Here is a 12485-nt window from a genome sequence, read left to right as displayed (position 1 = left end):
TCTGTTCGCTATTCGGCGGGCAGAGGGAGACGTTGACCTGCCATCAACAGGGCCAACCGACTCAGGCTGCTCCAGGGCGAACCGGCGGCCTGGCCTTTGATTTGTGCGTCGATACGTTGTGCATCCATCAGCAACTGTCCCCAGCGCTTGGCCGAGTAGCGTTGCAAGGCTTTGCTCATCAGGGGTTTGCGCTTGTCCCAGATCGGCGGTCGGGCCGAGCTGAAGACTTTATCCAGCGGTATGCCCTGGCTGTATTGCAATGACATGTTGGCCAGTACCCGAAGCTCGCGGGTCAGCGCCCAGAGAATCACTGGCGTCTCGACACCCTCGCCGCGCAGACCTTCAAGAATGCGCAAGGCATGTGCTGCTTCGCCATTGAGTACCGCATCGGTCAGGCCGAAAACATCGAAGCGAGCGCTGTCAGCCACCGCTGCTTGCACGGTGTCGACGGTGATCTGTCCTTCTTCGGCCATCAGTTTGAGCTTTTCGACTTCCTGCGCTGCGGCCAGCAGGTTGCCTTCGACACGCGCAGCAATCAGCTCGACGGCATCCTGAGTGGCGGACAACCCGGCCTGGGAAAGGCGCTGGCGAATCCACTGCGGTAACTGGCCGATATCAACCGGCCAGATCTGCAGGAATTGGGTCTGTGCGCCTTCGATCAGCGCCTTGCCCCACTTGGTCTTCTGAGCGCTGCCGTCCAGCTTGGGCAGGCTGATCAGCAGCAGCGTGTCTTCGGCAGGGTTGGCGCAGTATTCCATCAGCGCGGCAGCGCCTTTGTCGCCGGGTTTCCCCGAAGGCAGGCGCAGCTCCAGCAGGCGGCGTTCAGCAAACAGCGACATGCTGGCGCCCGCCTGCAGCAGCGTGCCCCAGTCAAAGCTGGCGTCGGCGCTGAATACCTGGCGTTCGTCAAAACCTTGCTGGCGTGCTGCCGTGCGGATGGCGTCGGCGGCTTCCTGGCAGAGTAGCGGGTCATCGCCGCTGATCACGTACACAGGCGCAAGTGCGCCTTGCAGGTGCTTGTTGAGTTGGGCGGGAGCGAGTTTCATGATTCAGATAATGTCAGGGCCAGCAAGCTGGCCCCGGACACTTACTTGCCTGGAATTTCGAGAGGCGACTGTTGAGGCGTCTCGTCACGCACTCGTTGAGCGGCTTCCAGAGCATCGGCCTGAGCCTTGGCGATGTCGTTGGCCTTTTGCTGCAATTGCGCCAGACGTTCCGGCGTCAGTTGTTGCAGGCGAGCCATCATCTTTTGAACCAGTTCGCTACGCATTTCATTGCGCACCTGCTGGGCTTCGTTATCGGAGCCGGTCAGGTTGTTGCCATCGTGGGAGTAGATCTTGTCCACGCTGACTTTATCGCCCAGCAGGACGAGGTCTTTCTCGCCACGCATTTCATAGTTGAGCGTAGAGGTCAGCTGGATCTCGGCCGAGCGACCGGAGCCCGAGTAGCTGGCGGTGCGCTGGGTTTCGGCCTCGTTGGTCAGGATCAGCTTGTATGGCGCGCCGGTGTAGATCTTGACGCCCGAGTTGGTCAGCGTGCGATTGAGCTGGGTGACCGTCTCGCCGTACTGGTTGCGTGCGCTGAGATCCAGTTCCTTGATCGCCAGCTCGTTGGTGCCGGTACCACGCAGCTGGAAGCCACAGGCACTCAACAACACTGCGAGGCCCATTACCAGCAAATTGCGTTTGATCATCTTGATGCTCCCCTTGAATCCGTTTGGGCCGACCTTGCAGCCCCTGGAAATATGTCTGGTGCCCGACCTCTGCCTGGCGCCCGATCCAATCAGCTTGCGACGATATTGACCAGCTTGCCAGGCACTACGATCACCTTGCGGATCGTCAGGCCATCGATGAAGCGCAGTACGTTTTCATTGACCCGTGCAGCCGCTTCGATTTCTTCGCGGCTGGCGCTGGCTGGCATTTCGATCTGGCCACGCAGTTTGCCGTTGACCTGAATCACCAGTTGCAGGCTGTCCTGTACCAGTGCGCTTTCATCCAGCTTCGGCCAGCCCGCATCGATGACTGCATTCTCATGCCCCAGCTGTTTCCACAGCTCATGGCTGATGTGCGGCGTGATCGGAGCCAGCAGCAGCGCAACGGTTTCCAGACCTTCCTGAAGCAATGCACGATCCTGGGCAGTGGCCTGAGGGGCTTTTTCCAGCACGTTCATCAAGGTCATCACCTGAGCGACGGCCGTGTTGAATTTCTGGTTCTGACCAATATCCTGGCTCGCCTGCCTGATTGCCTGATGGATGGAGCGGCGAATGGCTTTCTGGTCGTCGCTCAGGGTCGTCAGATCAAGGCTGCCCGGCAGGCCCTGGCCAACATGGGCCTGAGCCAGACGCCATACGCGGCGCAGGAAGCGGTGCGAACCTTCGACGCCGGAGTCGGACCATTCCAGGCTCATGTCAGGCGGCGAGGCGAACATCATGAACAGGCGGCAGGTATCTGCACCGTACTGATCGATCATGGTTTGCGGGTCGATGCCGTTTTTCTTCGACTTCGACATCTTTTCGGTGCCGCCGATTTCCACCGGCAGGCCGTCGCTGGTCAATACCGCGCTGATGACCTTGGCCTTGGAGTCGCGCTCCAGGGTTACGTCGGCAGGATTGATCCAGGTCTTCTTGCCGTTGGCTTCCATGCGGAAGTAGGTTTCGGCGTTGACCATGCCCTGGGTCAGCAGGTTCTTGAACGGCTCGTTGGACGTTACCAGGCCTTCGTCGCGCATCAGCTTGTGGAAGAAGCGCGCATACAGCAGGTGCAGGATCGCGTGTTCGATACCGCCGATGTACTGATCCACCGGCAGCCAGTGGTTGGCTGCGTTCGGCTCGACCAGACCGCCCTCGTAGTGCGGCGAAGCGTAGCGTGCGTAGTACCAGGAGGACTCGACGAAGGTGTCCATGGTGTCGGTTTCACGCTTGGCCGGTGCGCCGCATTTCGGGCAGCTGCACTCGTAGAACTCGGGCATGCGCGCCAGTGGCGAGCCAGCACCGTCGGGTACGACGTCTTCAGGCAGTACGACCGGCAGTTGATCTTGTGGCACGGGCACGTCGCCGCAGGTGTTGCAATGCACGATCGGGATCGGGCAGCCCCAGTAGCGCTGACGGCTGATGCCCCAGTCGCGCAGGCGGAACTGGGTACGCGACTGGCCCAGGTTCTTCTTGAGCAGTGCGGCTTCGATGGCGTCGAAAGCGTCCTGGAAGTTCAGGCCGTCGAATTCGCCGGAATTGATCAGCTCGCCATGCTCTCCGTAAGCTTCCTGCCACGGCGCTGGTGTCTCGTCGCCCGCGCTGGTGCGGACCACGGCCTTGATCGGCAGGTTGTACTTGGTGGCGAACTCGAAATCGCGCTCGTCGTGAGCCGGTACGGCCATGACCGCGCCGTCGCCGTAGTGCATCAGCACGTAGTTGGCGACCCACACCGGCAGTTTTTCACCGGTCAGTGGATGTTCGACGAACAGAGAGGTCGGCAGACCTTTCTTTTCCTGAGTGGCGACGTCGGCTTCGGCGACGCTGCCGCTCTTGCATTCATCGATGAAGGCTTGCAGTTCGGCATTGCCTTGCGCCGCCAGGGTCGCCAGCGGGTGCTCGGCGGCCACGGCCACGTAGGTGGCGCCCATCAGGGTGTCGGGGCGGGTGGTGAATACTTTCAGCGCGCCGGCTTCGCCAATCGAGGCTTGATGGTAAGGGAACTGGACTTCCATGCCACGGGACTTGCCGATCCAGTTGCGCTGCATGGTCTTGACCTGTTCAGGCCAGCCCGGCAACTCGTCGAGGCTTTGCAGCAGCTCATCGGCGTAGGCCGTGATCTTGAAGTAGTACATCGGGATTTCGCGCTTCTCGATCAGCGCGCCCGAACGCCAGCCGCGCCCGTCGATGACCTGCTCGTTGGCCAGTACGGTCTGGTCGATAGGGTCCCAGTTGACGGTGCCGTTCTTGCGATAGATCACACCTTTCTCGAACAGGCGAGTGAACAGCCATTGTTCCCAGCGGTAGTAATCAGGCTTGCAGGTGGTCACTTCACGGGACCAGTCGATGGCCAGACCCAGGCTCTTGAGCTGGGCCTTCATGTAAGCGATGTTTTCGTAAGTCCACTTGGCCGGCGCGACGTTGTTGTCGATCGCGGCGTTTTCCGCAGGCATGCCGAAGGCATCCCAGCCCAGTGGCTGAAGGACATTCTTGCCTTGCATGCGCTGGTAGCGAGAGATCACGTCGCCAATGGTGTAGTTGCGCACATGACCCATGTGCAGCTTGCCGCTCGGGTAAGGAAACATCGACAGGCAGTAGTAGGTTTCCTTGCCTGGCTGCTCACTGACTTCAAAAGACTTTTGCTCTTCCCAAAAGGCTTGGGCGGCGGCTTCGATTTCGCGGGGCTGATAGAGTTCGTGCATGGCTACTTTTTACTAAAGATTGGTGACCCTTGACCTCTTCATTGCTTCGCCGAGTCAGCTTGGCACCCTTTGCCGGACAATCGTGACTGTCTTTTCGGTGCGTACAGGCTCATGGAGAGCGGAAGTGGAATTACAGGAAGCGCCGTAGCATACATGAGCGCTGTCTACCGAGGGAAACGCTGATTGTTGCACCGCTCCTCCAAAAACCGTTCAGACGGCTCTATCTGGCCGTTGGTCGCAGTATCACGCCTGTTTTTACAGCAGCGCTAAGCTCAATAGCGAGGGTATGTTCTTATCTTCAAAGAGGTGAGCGGATGACAGAGTTGCAGCACACAGTAAGCACTCCTGAGCTGTATGAACGTTTGATCCATCGTCTGGGGCTTGCTCTGGAAACGGCCAACACTGCGGTTCGACTCCGTAACGAGTCGCCCGTCGAGCTTGAACTTGAAGGTTTAAGCAATGCCGAGCTGGAGTTTATCGAGGCCTACCTTGAGAAAGGGACGATGGAGGCGAGCGGGGCTGTTAAGGGTAAGTCAGAGGGCAGTTTTATTGTTTCGCCGGAGCAGGCTCAGTCGATAGCGTCGCCCAAAGAGTCCGCCAGAATCATCTGGCTGAAGGACAAGAGGCGGGCAAGGGCGTCGACGGGGTCAGGCCGTTACACTTCAAATACCACGTTCAAGCTTTAACCATCGCGGGCTGCGGGTCCGCTTTATAAGCATTGCTGCTTAGTTATAAAAAACATAGGCTTCGGGCATCTCTGGAGATGCTCGATGCCTATACGCTACATACTCAAATCCCTTCTTTTACCACCGGGTATTTTCTTTCTGTTGCTGGCCAGTGCCTGGTGGTTGCGCCGCTCCCGCCCGCGTATCGCGGCTGTCTGTTTCACGCTTGGCCTGGGCGGCCTCTGGGTGATGACTCTTCCTGTGGCGGTTGAGTGGGCTGCGCGAGGTCTGGAAAACGAGCAGCCCTTGTCGCGCCAGCAGTGGGCGACGCTGGCGCAGCAGGCTGATGCCATTGTGGTTCTGGGCGCCGGGCGCGAGCGCAATGATCCGGCCTGGGGGGCCGATACGCCCACGGGTGTCGGGCTGGAGCGGTTGCGTTTTGCTGCGCAGTTGTCGAAGGCATCCGGTTTACCGATTCTGACCACGGGCGGCCTGCATTTCGGTGAGCCTCCGAGCGAGGCGGCGATCATGGCGCAATCGCTTCAAGATGACTTTGGTGTTGCGGTGCGCTGGCAGGAAGGGCTTAGCCGCACCACCTGGGAAAACGCGACGATGACAGCCGACATATTGCAGCCGTTGGGTATCAAGCGGGTCGTGGTAGTGACTCAGGCCTGGCACATGGCGCGCTCACGGTGGAGCTTCGAGGAGGCGGGCTTCACCGTTGTGGCCGCTCCCGTCGGATTCCTGAGCGGCGCCAATGACCAGCCACTGGGCGGCTGGATGCCGGAAGCCAAGGCGTTCATGCAGAGCTTGTGGTTGATCAATGAAGCGCTGGGGCAATTGTTTTATAGAGCAATGTATTGAGCCGCAAGCTTCAAGCTTCAAGCTTCAAGTCAAAAGCTTGTAGCTTGTAGCTTGTAGCTTGTAGCTTGTAGCTCCCTTCCCTATACCGTCTTCGCAATACGCGCCGCCAGCAAGGCCCAGCCAAACAGCAGCCCGCAGACGATGATCAGCGGCCATGAGCGCCAGTGCAGGTAGGGTGTCAGTTCCTGCATCGGGACTACTTCGCCATACAGCACGCCGCGCTCGAATTGCGGTATCTGTGCCGTGATCTTGCCGAACGGGTCGATCAGGCCGGTGACGCCGTTGTTGGTGGAGCGGATCATCCAGCGACCGGCTTCCAGGGCGCGCATCTGCGCCATCTGCAGGTGTTGCAGCGGCCCAATGGAGGTGCCGAACCAGGTGTCGTTGCTGATGGTCAGCAGCACGTCGCTTTGTGCCGCAAGGCCAGCCGCGAATTCCGGGTAGACCACTTCATAGCAAATGAACGGCGCAATCTGATAACCCTTGGCCTGCAGCATGCTCTGGTCGCTCGGGCCGCGGGCGAAGTCTGACATCGGCAGGTCGAAGAAGGCGATCAGCCCGCGCAGAATGTCCTGTAGCGGCACGTATTCGCCAAACGGAACGAGCTTCTGCTTCAGGTAGGTACCATCTCCTTCGCCGGTTACCGTGATGCCGTTGTAATAACGGGACTCGCCGCGCTCGGTCACTTCACGCACCGGCACGCCGGTAATGAGGGCCGAGCCACGTTGCGCGGCAAACTTGCCCATCATCGTCAGATAACCTTCCGCCGACTCCTTGAGCACCGGTACGGCTGTTTCCGGCCAGACAATCAGGTCGGCCTGCTGCGAGTTGAACGTCATGTCGCGGTAAAGCGCCAGTTGAGCGTTCAACTGCTTGGGGTCCCACTTCATGCTTTGTTCGATGTTGCCTTGTATCGCGGCGACTTTCAGCGGTGCGCCCGCAGGCGAGGTCCAGGCATGGCCTTTGAGTGCGATGCCGGTAATCCAGGGGGCCAGCAATAGCACCACGCCTGCTGCGAGGAAGGACTTGCGTGCCCGTAAACGATGCAGATTGCTCAGCAAGGCAACGGTAAGAGCCAGGACGAAGGAGATGAGCCAGATACCGCCGACAGGTGCCAGACCGGCCAGCGGGCCATGAAGCTGGCTGTAACCCGAATACAGCCACGGGAATCCGGTCAGGAACCAGCCGCGAAAGGCTTCCTGTGCTGTCCACAGTGCCGCGAAGGCCAGAGCGTCGGCCAGTGGTGCTTCGTTGCGACGAATCCAGCGCGCCCAGAGCCAGGCCGGCAGGGCAAAGAACAGGGCGATCAGGCTGATGAACAACAGCATCAACAAGCCGGCCAGTAGTGGCGAGGCACCACCGTAGGTGTTGATGCTGACGTAGATCCAGCTGGTTCCTGCGCCGAACAGGCCGAAACCGTAGCTCCAGCCCCGGACGAATGCCTGGCGCGGGCTCAGCTCGCGCAGGCCCAGATAGAAGAACGCCACCGCCACCAGAGCCAGAGGCCAGATGTCGAAGGGCGCCAGGGCCAGGGTCGTAAGTCCGCCAGCCGCCACGGCCAGCAGGTTACCGGGCCAGCCGGGGCGGGTTATCCAGCGCATGTCTATTCCTTGAAACGTTACGGGCGAGAGATAGGGCTCAGGCGTAGTAAGTGAATGCGACGGCTGTCAGCGCTCAGGATGCGGAAACGATAAGCACCGATTTCGGTGATTTCGTTGCGCTTGGGCAAATGACCGAAGGCATTCATGACCAGCCCGCCGACCGTATCGAATTCGTCATCGGAAAACTCGCTGTCGAAGAACTCGTTGAAGCTCTCGATAGGCGTCAGGGCCTTGACCAGGAAGTCGCCGCTGGGCAGCGGTTTGATGTAGCTGTCCTCTTCGACGTCATGCTCGTCTTCGATGTCGCCGACGATCTGCTCCAGCACGTCCTCGATGGTTACCAACCCTGCCACACCGCCGTATTCGTCAATGACGATGGCCATGTGGTTGTGGTTGGCGCGGAACTCGCGCAGCAGCACATTGAGGCGTTTTGACTCGGGGACGAATGTCGCCGGGCGCAGCAGGCTTTTGATGTCGTCGCTGTCGCCGTTGGGCTTGAGAATCAGCGGCAGCAGATCCTTTGCCAGCAACACGCCGAGTACATCGTCGTGGCTCTCGCCGATCACCGGGTAGCGCGAGTGCGCAGCATCGATGACGGCAGGCAAAAACTCGCGGGGTGTCTGGGTCGCCTTGATGCTGATCATCTGCGAGCGCGGCACCATGATGTCGCGTACTTGCAGGTCAGCCACTTGAATGGCGCCTTCGACAATGGCCAGCGCTTCGCTGTCCAGCAGCTTGTTCTGTTGGGCTTCGCGCAGCAGCTCAAGCAGCTCCTGGCGGTTTTTCGGCTCGTGGACAAAAGCCTGGGTCAGTTTCCCCAGCCATGACTTTTGTCCGTTGCTCGATCGATCTTCGCTCATAGCCCTTACTCGTGATCCTTGCTTGTTGTTTCTGAATGTTGATGTTCGGCGCTTTCGTCGTCTGCATAAGGATCCGGATAGCCCAGCTCCTCAAGCAACGTTCGTTCCAGTGCTTCCATTTCCTCGGCTTCTTCATCGTCGATATGGTCGTAACCAAGCAGATGAAGGCAGCCGTGAATGACCATGTGCGCCCAATGCGCATCAACGGTCTTGCCTTGTTCCCGGGCTTCGCGATTGACCACTGCAACGCAGATGACCAGATCGCCCAGCAGCGGAATGTCCAACAGGTCGTCAGGCACGTCCGCAGGAAAGGAAAGCACGTTGGTGGCGTAATCCTTGTGTCGCCAGGTGCGATTCAGTTCGCGCCCTTCGGGTTCATCGACCAGACGGATGGTCAGTTCCGAATCGGCGCTGCGCTGACGCAAGCCCATCTCGCACCAAAGGCGGAACTGGGCTTCGCTGGGGGCTTTTTCTTCACTTGCCAGTTGCAGATCCAGCTCAAGCATCGCGGCGGCTATCCCGTGAGGAATTGAAGCTGCTGGTCTGCGTGTCGCTGAAGCGGTCATCGAAGCGCTCATAGGCTTCGACGATGCGCTGCACCAGCGGATGGCGAACCACGTCCTTGGGTTTGAAGTGGGTGAAGCTGATGCCTGGCACGTCCTTCAGGACATCGATGACATGTGTCAGGCCCGACTTCGTGCCTTTGGGCAGGTCGACCTGGGTAATGTCGCCGGTTATGACGGCGGTAGAGCCGAAGCCAATACGGGTCAGGAACATTTTCATCTGCTCGACGGTGGTGTTCTGACTCTCGTCGAGAATGATGAAGCTGTTATTAAGGGTGCGCCCGCGCATGTAAGCCAGCGGTGCAACTTCAATGACCTGCTTCTCGATCAGCTTGGCGACATACTCGAAGCCCAGCATTTCATAGAGTGCGTCGTAGAGCGGGCGCAGGTAAGGGTCGATCTTCTGTGCCAGATCACCGGGCAGGAAGCCGAGCTTTTCACCGGCTTCAACGGCCGGACGCACCAACAGGATGCGGCGGATCTGCTCGCGCTCCAGTGCATCCACCGCGCAGGCGACGGCCAGATAGGTCTTGCCGGTACCCGCAGGGCCGATACCGAAGTTGATATCGTTGCCGAGGATTTCCTTGACGTAGCGCTGCTGATTCAAGCCGCGCGGGCGAATCATGCCTTTTTTGGTGCGCAGTGCCACGCCGACTTCGGCGGCCGGATGGTTGTCCAGCCCTTCGACGCCTGATTCCTGCAGGAACAGGTGAACCATGTCCGGCGTCAGGTCTGTACCTTTGGTTTCACGGTACAGGCGGCGCAGGAGGTTTTCAGCCGAAGTGGTTTGTCGGGATTCGCCAATGAGCTCGAATTGATTTCCGCGATTGCGGATCTCGATGTTCAGGCGCTGTTCGATCAAGCGCAGATGCTCGTCGAGTTGCCCGCACAAGTTGGCGAAACGATGGGCCTCGAAAGGTTCGAGGATAAAGCGATGAGGTTCTGTGGGAGCGTTCAAGGTCGTTTTTAGCCGCCCGACGGCAATTGAGATGAATTGAAGAATACCCCTAGAGAACCTTGGGCGAAAGGTCTGAAGTCGTTCGCGAATGAATTCGCTCCCACCGGGCCATCCGTAGGAGCGAATTCATTCGCGAAGAAATCATTGCTGCAACAGCGAACCCCGCAGCGAATGCGGCTGTGCGTCATCAATGTACACATCGGCAAACTGCCCGATCAGCTTGGGGTTATCGCAGCGAAAGTTGACGATCCGGTTGTTCTCGGTGCGCCCTTGCAGCTCGCCGGGGTCCTTTTTCGAGTAATCGGTCACCAGGATGCGCTGGATGCTGCCGACCATTTGTCGGCTGATCTCGAAACCTTGCTGGTTCAGGCGATGTTGCAGGGCCGCCAGACGCTCTTTCTTGAGTGCTTCCGGGGTGTCGTCTTTCAGATCGGCGGCTGGAGTACCAGGGCGCGGGCTGTAGATGAACGAGAACGAGAAGTCGAAACCCACGTCCTGAATCAGCTTCATGGTGTTCTCGAAGTCTTTCTCGGTTTCGCCCGGGAAGCCGACGATGAAGTCCGAACTGATGCTGATACCCGGCACGGCAGCCTTGAGCTTGCGCAGCTTGGACTTGTATTCCAGCGTGGTGTGGTTGCGCTTCATGGCCGCCAGGACACGGTCGGAGCCTGATTGCACCGGCAGATGCAGGTGTTTGACCAGCTCCGGCACTTCGGCGTGGGCCTGGATCAGGCTGTCGGAAAACTCCAGAGGGTGCGACGTGGTGTAGCGGATGCGGTCGATGCCGTCGACTGCCGCCACCACGCGGATCAGGTCGGCCAGATCGGCGACGCGGCCATCATGGGTGGTGCCGCGATAGCCGTTGACGTTCTGGCCCAGCAGCGTGATTTCGCGTACGCCGTTTTCAGCCAGGTGAATCACTTCAGCCAATACGTCATCGAACGGACGGCTGACTTCTTCGCCGCGGGTATAAGGCACGACGCAGAATGTGCAGTACTTGCTGCAACCTTCCATCACCGACACGTAGGCACTCGGGCCATCAATGCGCGGCTCCGGCAGGTGGTCGAATTTTTCGATTTCCGGGAACGACACATCGACCTGAGGCAGGCGGGTGATGCGTGCGGTATCGATCATTTCCGGCAGGCGGTGCAGGGTCTGCGGGCCGAAGACCACGTCCACGTAAGGGGCGCGATCACGGATTGCCGCGCCTTCCTGGCTGGCGACGCAACCGCCGACCGCGATGACCATCTCGGGATTGGCCAGTTTCAGTTCGCGCCAGCGACCCAGCTGGGAATAGACCCGATCCTGGGCGCGCTCGCGAATCGAGCAGGTATTGAGCAGGATCACGTCGGCATCTTCCGCGCGAGCGGTGACTTCCAGGGCCTGATGTTCGCCCAGCAGATCGACCATGCGCGAGCTGTCGTACTCGTTCATCTGGCAACCGTGGGTTTCGATATAAAGCTTCTTGGCCATGCGTGATCATCAGCGGATTCAAAGAACCGCGCATTATAGGGACGATGCTCACGGGTTCCTAGCGTTGGCTGTCTGATGGGCATGCTATAATTCGTGCCCTTTTTTCCATCCCCGATTGTTATCCGGCTTTTATGACCAAACGCGAAGCTCCAATCTACAAGGTGATTTTCCTCAACCAGGGCCAGGTGTTCGAGATGTACGCCAAGCAGATCTATCAAAGTGATCTGTGGGGCTTTCTGGAAGTGGAGGAGTTCGTCTTCGGCGAGCGTACGACTGTCGTGGTTGACCCCAGCGAAGAAAAGCTGAAGGCACAGTTCGAGGGCGTGGTGCGCAGTTTTGTGCCGATGCATTCGATCGTGCGGATCGATGAGGTCGAGCGCATGGGCACGCCAAAGATCAGCGAGGCACGTGGCGGTGGCAATGTGATGCCGTTTCCTATGCCGATGCCTGAAAAGTAGAAGTGAAGAAAGCCTGCCCTGACGCTATTCGATCAGGGCAGTGGAGAGAATGGAGAGCGTCCTTCGGCGGTTTGCAGCTCCATCAGGTACTTGCGGAAAATCTGGCCCAGCACCTGGGTCGCGACTTCCAGTTCATCGCGCTTCATCTTTGCCGACACTTCGTCAGCAGCATCCAGCGCTTCTTCCGAACCGTTGACCGCAGCCATCTTCAGCACGATATACGCCTGAATGTTATTGGCCTGCACGCCTTCGCCGCGAGCAAACATCAAACCCAGTTGATATTGCGCCTGCGCATGGCCCAGCAACGACGCCTGCTCGAAATAGTTGAGTGCCTGAGGCAGGTCGCGAGGGGTGTTCTGGCCCTCGTAATAGAACTCGCCCAGTTCGTATTGTGCTTGCGCATCCCCGGATTGTGCAGCTTGCTGGCATGCCGAAAGCGCAGCCGGAAGATTCTCGGGCTGAGTATTTAGGGTGCAACGACCCACCGCTGGGATTAACAACGAGTTGCCGCCTGCATTGGTCAGCAGGGGATAGACAAGCAACAGGCAGCCCAATGCAAGGGTGCGGCCGGTGCGGTTCATGGGAGTCGACTTACCTCTGAAAAAGGTGCGGGCGTACCCGTCCAGCGAAACGTGCTGGCTGGCCATTATGAAA

At 59.1% G+C, this 12485-nt stretch carries 12 protein-coding genes; 3 read left to right on the top strand and 9 right to left on the bottom strand.

Going from position 1 to position 12485, the window contains the following annotated elements:
- Positions 1 to 8: 8 nt before the first annotated feature.
- From holA to leuS, 3 genes are all read right to left on the bottom strand, one after another.
- A complete protein-coding gene (gene holA / locus ACODS3_RS02110; protein WP_201018665.1) occupies positions 9 to 1046 on the bottom strand; it encodes a DNA polymerase III subunit delta in 1038 nt (345 codons plus the stop codon).
- 41 nt (positions 1047 to 1087) lie between these two features.
- Entirely contained in the window at positions 1088 to 1693 is a 606-nt protein-coding gene (locus ACODS3_RS02105; RefSeq protein ID WP_201007109.1) for an LPS-assembly lipoprotein LptE, read from the bottom strand.
- An 89-nt stretch (positions 1694 to 1782) separates the two neighbouring features.
- Positions 1783 to 4389, bottom strand: coding sequence for a leucine--tRNA ligase (gene leuS / locus ACODS3_RS02100; protein WP_489033041.1), 2607 nt, complete (start codon positions 4387 to 4389; stop codon positions 1783 to 1785).
- Between the two features lie 314 nt (positions 4390 to 4703).
- On the opposite strand from leuS, the gene ACODS3_RS02095 reads away from it, so the two are divergent.
- The gene (locus tag ACODS3_RS02095) at positions 4704 to 5075 is read left to right on the top strand and encodes a hypothetical protein (protein ID WP_201018667.1); all 372 of its coding nucleotides are present in this window, start codon (positions 4704 to 4706) and stop codon (positions 5073 to 5075) included.
- An 84-nt stretch (positions 5076 to 5159) separates the two neighbouring features.
- Positions 5160 to 5918 (top strand): YdcF family protein, encoded by a 759-nt coding sequence (locus ACODS3_RS02090; RefSeq protein WP_304575573.1) that lies wholly within the window; start codon positions 5160 to 5162, stop codon positions 5916 to 5918.
- Between the two features lie 80 nt (positions 5919 to 5998).
- On the opposite strand, the gene lnt is transcribed toward ACODS3_RS02090, so the two are convergent.
- The 5 genes from lnt to miaB all read right to left on the bottom strand — a co-directional run bounded on the left by lnt (position 5999) and on the right by miaB (position 11373).
- Positions 5999 to 7519, bottom strand: coding sequence for an apolipoprotein N-acyltransferase (gene lnt, locus ACODS3_RS02085; RefSeq protein ID WP_304575572.1), 1521 nt, complete (start codon positions 7517 to 7519; stop codon positions 5999 to 6001).
- A 17-nt stretch (positions 7520 to 7536) separates the two neighbouring features.
- On the bottom strand, positions 7537 to 8379 hold the full coding sequence (locus ACODS3_RS02080) for a CorC family transporter (protein WP_201007118.1): 843 nt from the start codon (positions 8377 to 8379) through the stop codon (positions 7537 to 7539).
- A 5-nt stretch (positions 8380 to 8384) separates the two neighbouring features.
- The gene (ybeY, locus tag ACODS3_RS02075) at positions 8385 to 8885 is read right to left on the bottom strand and encodes an rRNA maturation RNase YbeY (protein ID WP_489033037.1); all 501 of its coding nucleotides are present in this window, start codon (positions 8883 to 8885) and stop codon (positions 8385 to 8387) included.
- Positions 8878 to 9900, bottom strand: coding sequence for a PhoH family protein (locus tag ACODS3_RS02070; RefSeq protein WP_201007121.1), 1023 nt, complete (start codon positions 9898 to 9900; stop codon positions 8878 to 8880). The genes ybeY and ACODS3_RS02070 overlap by 8 nt, the downstream gene beginning before the upstream one ends.
- A 141-nt stretch (positions 9901 to 10041) precedes the next feature.
- Positions 10042 to 11373: a tRNA (N6-isopentenyl adenosine(37)-C2)-methylthiotransferase MiaB gene (gene miaB / locus ACODS3_RS02065; RefSeq protein WP_201018671.1), complete on the bottom strand. Its 1332-nt coding sequence runs from the start codon at positions 11371 to 11373 to the stop codon at positions 10042 to 10044.
- Positions 11374 to 11504: 131 nt separating this feature from the next.
- On the opposite strand from miaB, the gene ACODS3_RS02060 reads away from it, so the two are divergent.
- Positions 11505 to 11831, top strand: a complete 327-nt coding sequence (locus tag ACODS3_RS02060) for a DUF1820 family protein (protein WP_025261951.1) — start codon at positions 11505 to 11507, stop codon at positions 11829 to 11831.
- 32 nt (positions 11832 to 11863) lie between these two features.
- Here ACODS3_RS02060 and ACODS3_RS02055 read toward each other — a convergent pair whose 3' ends face one another.
- A complete protein-coding gene (locus ACODS3_RS02055; RefSeq protein WP_201007132.1) occupies positions 11864 to 12412 on the bottom strand; it encodes a tetratricopeptide repeat protein in 549 nt (182 codons plus the stop codon).
- Positions 12413 to 12485 lie beyond the last annotated feature (73 nt).

This window comes from Pseudomonas sp. FG43 (assembly GCF_057809175.1).
This window is presented reverse-complemented; position numbering and strand designations above follow the sequence as displayed.

What these genes read in the sequence shown, in the direction of transcription:
- holA (WP_201018665.1), bottom strand. Translation starts at nt 1,046, where the DNA reads ATGAAACTCGCTCCCGCCCAACTCAACAAGCACCTGCAAGGCGCACTT.
- ACODS3_RS02105 (WP_201007109.1), bottom strand. Translation starts at nt 1,693, where the DNA reads ATGATCAAACGCAATTTGCTGGTAATGGGCCTCGCAGTGTTGTTGAGT.
- leuS (WP_489033041.1), bottom strand. Translation starts at nt 4,389, where the DNA reads ATGCACGAACTCTATCAGCCCCGCGAAATCGAAGCCGCCGCCCAAGCC.
- ACODS3_RS02095 (WP_201018667.1), top strand. Translation starts at nt 4,704, where the DNA reads ATGACAGAGTTGCAGCACACAGTAAGCACTCCTGAGCTGTATGAACGT.
- ACODS3_RS02090 (WP_304575573.1), top strand. Translation starts at nt 5,160, where the DNA reads ATGCCTATACGCTACATACTCAAATCCCTTCTTTTACCACCGGGTATT.
- lnt (WP_304575572.1), bottom strand. Translation starts at nt 7,519, where the DNA reads ATGCGCTGGATAACCCGCCCCGGCTGGCCCGGTAACCTGCTGGCCGTG.
- ACODS3_RS02080 (WP_201007118.1), bottom strand. Translation starts at nt 8,379, where the DNA reads ATGAGCGAAGATCGATCGAGCAACGGACAAAAGTCATGGCTGGGGAAA.
- ybeY (WP_489033037.1), bottom strand. Translation starts at nt 8,885, where the DNA reads ATGCTTGAGCTGGATCTGCAACTGGCAAGTGAAGAAAAAGCCCCCAGC.
- miaB (WP_201018671.1), bottom strand. Translation starts at nt 11,373, where the DNA reads ATGGCCAAGAAGCTTTATATCGAAACCCACGGTTGCCAGATGAACGAG.
- ACODS3_RS02060 (WP_025261951.1), top strand. Translation starts at nt 11,505, where the DNA reads ATGACCAAACGCGAAGCTCCAATCTACAAGGTGATTTTCCTCAACCAG.
- ACODS3_RS02055 (WP_201007132.1), bottom strand. Translation starts at nt 12,412, where the DNA reads ATGAACCGCACCGGCCGCACCCTTGCATTGGGCTGCCTGTTGCTTGTC.